At 61.1% G+C, this 8,053-nt stretch carries 7 protein-coding genes and 1 pseudogene; 5 read left to right on the top strand and 3 right to left on the bottom strand.

Features of this window, described 5'->3' with window-relative positions; translation table 11 throughout:
- The first annotated feature begins 164 nt into the window (after positions 1–164).
- The gene (locus F8N49_RS22500; RefSeq protein ID WP_125918657.1) at positions 165–881 is read left to right on the top strand and encodes an alpha/beta hydrolase; all 717 of its coding nucleotides are present in this window, start codon (positions 165–167) and stop codon (positions 879–881) included.
- On the opposite strand, the gene F8N49_RS22495 is transcribed toward F8N49_RS22500, so the two are convergent.
- Entirely contained in the window at positions 871–1,428 is a 558-nt protein-coding gene (locus tag F8N49_RS22495) for a hypothetical protein (RefSeq protein WP_122751073.1), read from the bottom strand. The genes F8N49_RS22500 and F8N49_RS22495 overlap by 11 nt on opposite strands.
- Positions 1,429–1,512: 84 nt before the next feature.
- Positions 1,513–2,286, bottom strand: a complete 774-nt coding sequence (locus F8N49_RS22490) for a hypothetical protein (protein WP_151552663.1) — start codon at positions 2,284–2,286, stop codon at positions 1,513–1,515.
- A 146-nt stretch (positions 2,287–2,432) separates the two neighbouring features.
- Between F8N49_RS22490 and F8N49_RS22485 the strand changes: the two genes are divergently transcribed.
- From F8N49_RS22485 to F8N49_RS22470, 4 genes and pseudogenes are all read left to right on the top strand, one after another.
- Positions 2,433–2,969, top strand: a complete 537-nt coding sequence (locus F8N49_RS22485; RefSeq protein ID WP_024013354.1) for a chalcone isomerase family protein — start codon at positions 2,433–2,435, stop codon at positions 2,967–2,969.
- 80 nt (positions 2,970–3,049) lie between these two features.
- Positions 3,050–4,369, top strand: coding sequence for an Nramp family divalent metal transporter (locus tag F8N49_RS22480; protein ID WP_151552661.1), 1,320 nt, complete (start codon positions 3,050–3,052; stop codon positions 4,367–4,369).
- Positions 4,370–4,523: 154 nt separating this feature from the next.
- Positions 4,524–5,744: a putative DNA modification/repair radical SAM protein gene (locus F8N49_RS22475; RefSeq protein ID WP_024013352.1), complete on the top strand. Its 1,221-nt coding sequence runs from the start codon at positions 4,524–4,526 to the stop codon at positions 5,742–5,744.
- Positions 5,741–6,559 (top strand): annotated as a pseudogene (locus tag F8N49_RS22470) (TIGR03915 family putative DNA repair protein); the annotation flags it as partial. The gene F8N49_RS22475 and the pseudogene F8N49_RS22470, both read left to right, overlap by 4 nt.
- 284 nt (positions 6,560–6,843) lie before the next feature.
- Here F8N49_RS22470 and F8N49_RS22465 read toward each other — a convergent pair.
- Entirely contained in the window at positions 6,844–7,863 is a 1,020-nt protein-coding gene (locus F8N49_RS22465) for a branched-chain amino acid aminotransferase (protein WP_016775201.1), read from the bottom strand.
- Positions 7,864–8,053 lie beyond the last annotated feature (190 nt).

Raw genomic sequence — 8,053 nt, 5'->3', positions numbered from 1 at the left:
GCTCCCACAGGGTTGCGGTTGATCCCAGATTTTGTAGACGCCGTAATTCTTGTGGGAGCTGGCTTGCCAGCGATAGCGGCATCAGCCACTCCACAAAATTTGGATCCTCAGCCGAGAATGTTAGGCTCCCCCGCGAACCCGACACTCTGTGAAGGAACGCTGTAATGCTGAAGTTGTTCGCCCTGCTGACCCTGCTCGCATCCACCGCCGTCCACGCGCAAACCACCCTGCAATCCGACCTGCCGCTCAAATACCTCGAACAGGTCCATGCCGACGCCGAACCACGTCCGCTGGTGATTTTCCTGCACGGTTACGGCAGTAACGAGGCCGATCTGATCGGCATGAAATTTCAGCTGCCGGCGCAGTACAACTACCTTTCCGTGCGCGCACCGATGACGTTGGGTGAAGGACGTTTCCAGTGGTTTCGCAAGAAGGGCGAAGGCGCCTACAACGGCGAGACCGATGATCTGAAGGTCAGCGGTCAGAAGCTGCGCGACTTTATCGCCCAGGCGGCGAAGAAATATCACGCCGCGCCGGACAAGGTGTACCTGATCGGCTTCAGCCAGGGCGCGATGATGAGCTACGAAGTGGGCCTGCGCGCGCCAGCGGTCGTGGGCGGGTTTGCCGCGTTGAGCGGGCGCTTGTTGCCGGTGCTCAAAGCCGAACTCAAGCCCGGGCAAGCGCCACTGCCGCTGAGCATATTTATCGGCCACGGCACCGCTGATGATCCGGTGCCTTACCGTCACGGCACCGAGGCCAACGCGCTATTGCACAAGCTCGATTACCAGCCCGAGTTTCACGCGTATCCGGGCGTCGGCCACAGCATCAGTGCGGCCGAATTGCGCGATTTGAACGGCTGGTTGCAGCGGCTCAATCCTTGACGATGGCTTTGACCAGGGCATCGTGACCTTTTTTGTCGCTGGCGCGGGAAATCACCTGCACCAGCGCCATCTTCGTCCCCGAGCCGGCCAGCAATGTGGTGTTCAGGGTTTGGCCACCGCCCTGAGTGGCGGTGCTGTCAACCTGACGCAGCCCCAGGCCGGTGCCTTTTTGGGTCAGGCTTTTTTCGCTGAGCTTGTTGAAGTCCGACAGGGCCTTGCGCTGATCGTCGATGAAACTCGACACGCTGCCGTCGAGAAACTCACCGTCGTTGTCCTTGACGTTCTGCCCAGCCGGGATCTGGTTTTCGGCGGCGATGACCACGGTTTTGGTGGCCTGGTTGGTGTACATCGTGCCCTTGGCCCCGCTCGGGCTGGCGGGCAGCGGGTCGGCGACAAAGCCTTTGGGCAGGACAAAGGCAAACTTGCCGTCGAGCAGCGAGACCTTTTCGGTTTTGACTTTTTCCTTGGCGGCGTGCGCGTTGATCGCGGCGAAACCAGCGATGGCCGCCAGCATCAGGACGACGGCTTTTTTGCTCAACAATGACATGTGAATCTCCGGTGAATGGTCGCGCGAGGCGGGCGATCATCCCACGGAGCGTGCCGGGCATTCCAGCGCGATTCGTCCGGGCGGTTATTGCGCTTGCGCCTTGGCCAATGGCCGCGCCAGCAGACGCCGGGTCACCCCGAGCATCGCCACCGACACTGCCACGCCTACGACAAAACCGCTGAGGCCCATGCTCGGCAGCGTCAGGGCCGACACCAGGCAGAACGCCGAGAACGAATACATGCCGGTCGCCGTTGCGCGCAATAACGCAGCGGTAAACGCCGGGCCGCGAGTTTGTTGCGAGAACACTGCCATGACGCTGCCGAGCACCGGGAACACCGCGAGCAGGCCGCTCCAGCGTTCGCCGACGGTGCTTGCCAGCATCGTCACCACCAGTGTCAGTGCCGCGCCGGCAATCATTCGCCAGATCAGTTTGTCGGACTTCGGTGCTGGTCCGTTCAACACCGGCTGCACCTCCGGGAACAGATAAGGCGAAGCGAGCAGTGCCACCGCTGCCGCAATCACCGAGAACGGCAAGGACGCCGGAATCACCGACAACACCGTCGCCAGCGCGGCCCACACCGCCAGTGAAATGGTCAACGCCCACGGCCAGTTCGCCCGCTGCGCCACCTGCGCATAGGTGATGCAGAACGCGATCATCGCGAACATCGCCGACAGCGCCGCGACCGCTGATTGCGCGGCAAACTGCGGCCCTTGTTCAATCGCCAGAAAGAACAGAATCGGCCCGACCACCACCGGCAATCCTGACAGCCACCCGGCCACGCTCGGCCCCCAACGTTTGCCCGCCAGGGAAATCAGCAGGAGAAAACCGGGAATCAGCAGCAGTTTGAGGATCAGCACGCGGGTGTCTCCATCGGGTCAGGATGAGCCACGTTAGCACTGCCGATTAAAGATTGCTGCCTATGTTCGCAATTTTTGTATACAAAAATTCAGGCGCGAATCCGGCTATGCTTTGATCATCAGAATGCAGCGGAGACGATACGGCGATGAACAGAACACCCAAGCTTGTTCGTGGCTGTTGTGGCATCGGCTTGTGGGCACTGTTGCTGACGCCGACGTGGGCCAATTGGCAGGACGCGGTGCCGGGGGCGCAAATCATCGGCAGCGGCGATTTCAGCGTGTTCGGCTTCGATGTTTACAGCGCGCGCTTGTGGAGTGCTGCACGGCCGCTGGCGGACGGCCAGCCGTTTGCACTGGAGCTGATCTACCGGCGCAACATCTCGCGCGACGATCTGGTCAGCACCAGCGTCGATGAGATCAAACGCCTTGCCGGTCCTCGGGTCACTTCAGCGCAATTGGCCGGCTGGCAGGCGCAGATGCAGCAATCATTTGTCGACGTCCAGGCCGGCACGCGGATTACCGGCGTGTATCTGCCGGGGCAGGGCGCGCGGTTTTTTGTCGGGCAGAAGCTCCAGCATGAGATCGAGGATCCGCAGTTTGCCAAGGCGTTTTTCGATATCTGGCTGGATCCGCGAACACGCAGTCCCGAGTTGCGCGAGCAGTTGCTGGGGGTGAACCCATAGGTTCAGTGATCTTTGCGCTTCAAGGCATCAGGCGAAACGACTAAGCTGCCGGGCTCCCGTTTTTGTTTCTGGATGTGTGCGTGAAATTCAGTTTGCCCAAAATCGCCACCGCGCCGTTTTGCCCGCCGGAAGTGGCCGGCAGTGTTGCGGTCGATTCGACTGCCTCGTTCTTCAAACGTGTGCTGCGTTTCGCCGGTCCCGGTTTGCTGGTGTCGATCGGCTACATGGATCCGGGCAACTGGGCGACCGCGATCGAGGCCGGTTCGCGTTTTGGCTACAGCCTGTTGTTCGTGGTGCTCCTGGCGAGTCTGGCCGGCATGGTCGTGCAGTGCCTGTGTTCGCGGCTGGGCATCGCCACTGGTCGCGATCTGGCGCAGTTGTCCCGCGAGCGCTACAGCACGCCGACCGCGCGCCTGCAATGGCTGCTGGCGGAAATCTCGATCATCGCCACCGACCTCGCCGAAGTGCTCGGCTGCGCTCTCGCGTTTCACTTGCTGCTCGGTTGCTCGCTGACCTTCGGTATCGCTCTGACGGCGTTCGACACGCTGCTGGTGCTGGCCCTGCAGAACCGGGGATTCCGCCGTCTCGAAGCGATCATGCTGGTGCTGGTCGCGACCATTGGCGTGTGTTTCTTCGTTGAGTTGTTGTTGATCAAACCCTACTGGCCAGACGTCGCGATGGGCTTCAAACCGTCGCTGTCGGCTATTGGCGATGCTGAGCCGCTGTATCTGGCCATCGGCATCCTCGGCGCCACCGTCATGCCGCACAACCTTTATCTACACACCTCGATCGTGCAAACGCGGATGATCGGCAAGGACCTGGAGAGCAAACAGGACGCGGTGAAACTGGCACGCATCGACACCATCGGTTCTCTGGCCTTGGCGTTGCTGGTCAACGCGGCGATCCTGATTCTCGCAGCGGCGGCGTTTCACCAGTCCGGGCACACCGATGTGGTCGACATTCAGGACGCCTATCACCTGCTCGACCCACTGGTTGGCGGTGCGCTGGCCAGTGTGCTGTTCGGCGTGGCACTGCTCGCGTCGGGGCAAAGTTCGACCTTCACCGGGACCATCGCCGGGCAGGTGATCATGGAGGGCTATCTGAACCTGCGCATCCCGTGCTGGCAGAGGCGTTTGATCACCCGCGGGCTGGCGCTGATTCCGGCGTTCATCGGCGTATGGCTGCTCGGTGATGGCGCTATCGGCAAGTTGCTGGTGTTGAGCCAGGTGGTGCTCAGCCTGCAGTTGCCGTTTGCCTTGTACCCGCTGATTCGCATGACCAACGACAAACGGCTGATGGGGCCGTTTGTGAATCGCTGGCCCACGCGGGTGCTGGCCTGGGGGCTGTTTGTGTTGATCAGCGGGGCGAACAGCTGGTTGATATTGCAGTGGGCGGTTTGATCACTGAGTTGCGGTGACTGGCAGGGCCTATTCGCGAGCAGGCTCGCTCCCACACGCCGCGATCTGGATGGCCAGCCGACGAGGGGTCATCCATCAACTTGTTTCGCGGCGGGCGAGTCTATACTGTATATGCACACAGTAAAGAGCCCGCGCCATGCAAATCATCGACAAGCTGAGCATCCTCGCCGACGCCGCCAAGTACGACGCCTCCTGCGCCAGCAGTGGTGCGCCCAAGCGCAGCTCCGAGGGCAAGAGCGGGCTCGGTTCGACGGACGGCATGGGCATTTGCCACAGCTACACGCCGGACGGGCGCTGTGTGTCGTTGCTGAAAATCCTGCTGACCAACTTCTGTCTTTACGATTGCCAGTACTGCGTCAACCGCCGTTCCAGCGATGTGCCACGTGCGCGCTTCACCCCGGAAGAAGTCGTGACGCTGACCATGGATTTCTACCGCCGCAACTGCGTCAGCGGCCTGTTTCTCAGCTCCGGGATCATTCGCTCGGCGGACTACACCATGGAGCAACTGGTGCGCGTCGCCAAGTTGCTGCGTGAAGAGCACGAATTTCGCGGCTACATCCATTTGAAGACCATTCCGGAAGCCGATCCGGCCTTGATCGAGGAGGCTGGGCGCTATGCCGACCGCCTCAGCGTCAACATCGAACTGCCCACCGACGCCAGCCTGCAGACACTGGCGCCGGAGAAGGACATCACCTCGATCAAGCAAGCGATGAACACCATCTACACCGGCGTGCAGACGGTATTGAACGAACCGCGCTCGGCAAAATTCGCCCCGGCCGGGCAGAGCACGCAACTGATCGTCGGTGCCGATGACACCGACGACAGCACCATCCTCCACAGCGCTCAGTCCCTGTATGGCAACTTCCGTTTGCGCCGGGTCTATTACTCGGCATTCAGTCCGATCCCCGACAGCCCGAAAAGCGTGCCGCTCGCCGCGCCACCGCTGATGCGCGAGCACCGTTTGTATCAGGCTGATTTCCTCCTGCGCAGCTACGGCTACAGCGCTGACGAATTGCTTAAAGGCCCGGGCAATCTGGCGCTTGATATCGATCCGAAGCTGGCCTGGGCGCTGGAAAATCGCGAAGTGTTCCCGCTCGACCTCAACCGTGCTGACGCGACGTTGATCGCACGGATCCCGGGCATCGGCTTGCGCACCACCGAGCGCCTGGTCGAGTTGCGCCGTCAGCGCCGCATCCGTTACGAAGATGTGGCACGGATGCGCTGTGTGCTGGCCAAGGCCAAGCCGTTCATCATCACCAGCGATTACCACCCGCAACAGGCGGAAGTCACCAGTCACATGCTCTATCAGCAATTGCGCGACCGGCCGATGCCGCAGCAGATGGGGTTGTGGGGATGATCAGTCTCGATTGTGACGATCTGTTCGATACCTGGCGCCAGCAGGCGCGCTGGTTGCTCAGCCATGAAATCGATCCAAGTCTGGTGAGCTGGGCGGCGGAAGGCGTTGGCGATCTGTTTGCCAGTGATGATCACGTGCCCGAAGGGCAGGGGCCGTTTCAGGCGCGTATTCCCCGTGCGCTGCTCGCCACCCTCGAACAAGCGGCGCGCTATCGCGGCGAACAGCGCTGGAGCCTGTTGTATGAAGTGCTCTGGCGCGTCAGTCACGGCGACCGTACGGCGATGATGGCGGGCGACAAGCTCGGCAGCGAATTGCAGCGGCGCATCAAGCAGGTCAGTCGCGAGGCCCATCATCTGCATGCATTCGTGCGTTTCATCGAGCGGTCCAAGGATCTGCCTGGTCCACAATACGTGGCGTGGCACGAACCGGCCCATGACATCCTGCACAGCGCCAGCGAGCATTTCATCGGGCGCATGGGCCAGCATCGCTGGTTGATCGCCACACCGCGCGATGGTGTGTACTACGACGGTGAGCAATTGATTCACGAGCGGCAATGCCCGATTGAATGGCAGCAACTGGCACAGAACGTCGATGACCCCCACGGCGATTTGTGGTTGACCTATTACAGCCACATCTTCAACCCGGCGCGGTTGAACCCGAAGGTCATGCAAGGGCATCTGCCGGTGCGGTTCTGGAAGAATCTGCCGGAGGGCGAGTTGATACCGGGATTGATCACCCAGGCGCGGATGGGCAAGCAGCAGAATGGGCAGGCGAGCGGGATTGCTGATCGACTTGGTAAACGGATTGCCTTGAAGAGCGAAAAGCCTACCCTCACCCCAGCCCTCTCCCGGAGGGAGAGGGAGCCGACCGAGGTGTTCTTGCGAACTCCATCGACCTGAATGGCCGAGGCGAACGCGATTTTTGAAAAGCGCACAAGTCGGCTCCCTTTCCCCCTCGCCCCCTTGGGGGCGGTCCGACGTTTCGGGAGGGCTGGGGTGAGGGGGTGACGTTCTTCAATACGACACCAGAGCCCAGCCCTACAAAAAAGCCCCCCACCAATCACTCGGTGGAGGGCTTTTGAGCATCAGCGGTCGTCAGATCAAACCTTGACGATCCAGCCCGCTGGCGCTTCGATGTCGCCGGTCTGCACGCCAGTCAGCTCTTTGTAGAGCTGCTGGGTCACCGGGCCTACTTCGGTTTCGCTGTGGAACACATGCAGGTGATCGTTGTAGCTGATGCCACCAATCGGCGTGATCACCGCAGCGGTACCGCAGGCACCGGCTTCCTTGAAGTCCGACAGCTTGTCGATCAGCACGTCGCCTTCAACCACTTCCAGGCCCAGACGCGATTTCGCCAGTTCGATCAGCGACAGGCGGGTGATGCCTGGCAGGACCGATGGCGAGTTCGGGGTGACGAACTTGTTGTCGTGAGTGATCCCGAAGAAGTTGGCCGAACCGACTTCCTCGATCTTGGTGTGGGTCATCGGATCGAGGTAGATCGCGTCGGCGAAGTTGGCTTTCTTGGCTTTCGAGCCCGGCATCAGGCTGGCGGCGTAGTTGCCACCGACCTTGGCCGCACCGGTGCCTTGCGGGGCCGCGCGGTCGTAGCTGGAGATCTGGAAGTTGTGCGGGGTCAGGCCACCCTTGAAGTAGGCGCCGACCGGGATGCAGAAAATCGAGAAAATGAATTCGGGCGCGGTGCGTACGCCGATGTTGTCACCGACGCCGATCACGAACGGGCGCAGGTACAGCGCGCCGCCAGTGCCGTACGGCGGAATGAACCGCTCGTTGGCGCGAACCACGGCTTTGCAGGCTTCGATGAACTGCTCGGTGTCGACCGTCGGCATCAGCAGACGCGCGCAGCTGCGTTGCATGCGCAGGGCGTTCTGGTCCGGGCGGAACAGATTGATCGAGCCGTCCTTGCAGCGATAGGCCTTCATGCCTTCGAAGCACTGCTGACCATAGTGAAGGGCGGTGGAGCCTTCGCTGATGTGCAGGACGTTATCTTCGGTCAGGGTGCCTTTGTCCCACTCGCCATCGCGGAAGTACGACAGATAGCGCTTGTCGGTCTTGATGTAGTCAAAACCCAGCTTGTCCCAATTGATGCTTTCGTTACCCATGACACCCTCTATCACTGAACAACCGCCGAAACGGTTCAAGGCTTCTGACGTTTTTTTGGATGGGCACAACAATACTTCATTCTTGAGCGGTTTCGCAGCCGGAATTCGCTCCGCTGATCGTTCCCTCGACTGATCGTTCCCACGCTCTGCGTGGGAATGCCTCATCGGACGCTCCGCGGTCGGCTGTTGG

The organism is Pseudomonas sp. GXM4, from assembly GCF_008923895.1.
GTDB classification, from domain to species: Bacteria; Pseudomonadota; Gammaproteobacteria; order Pseudomonadales; family Pseudomonadaceae; genus Aquipseudomonas; species Aquipseudomonas atacamensis.
Note: the sequence above shows the minus strand (reverse complement) of the source record. Positions and strands in the feature narration are given on the sequence as shown.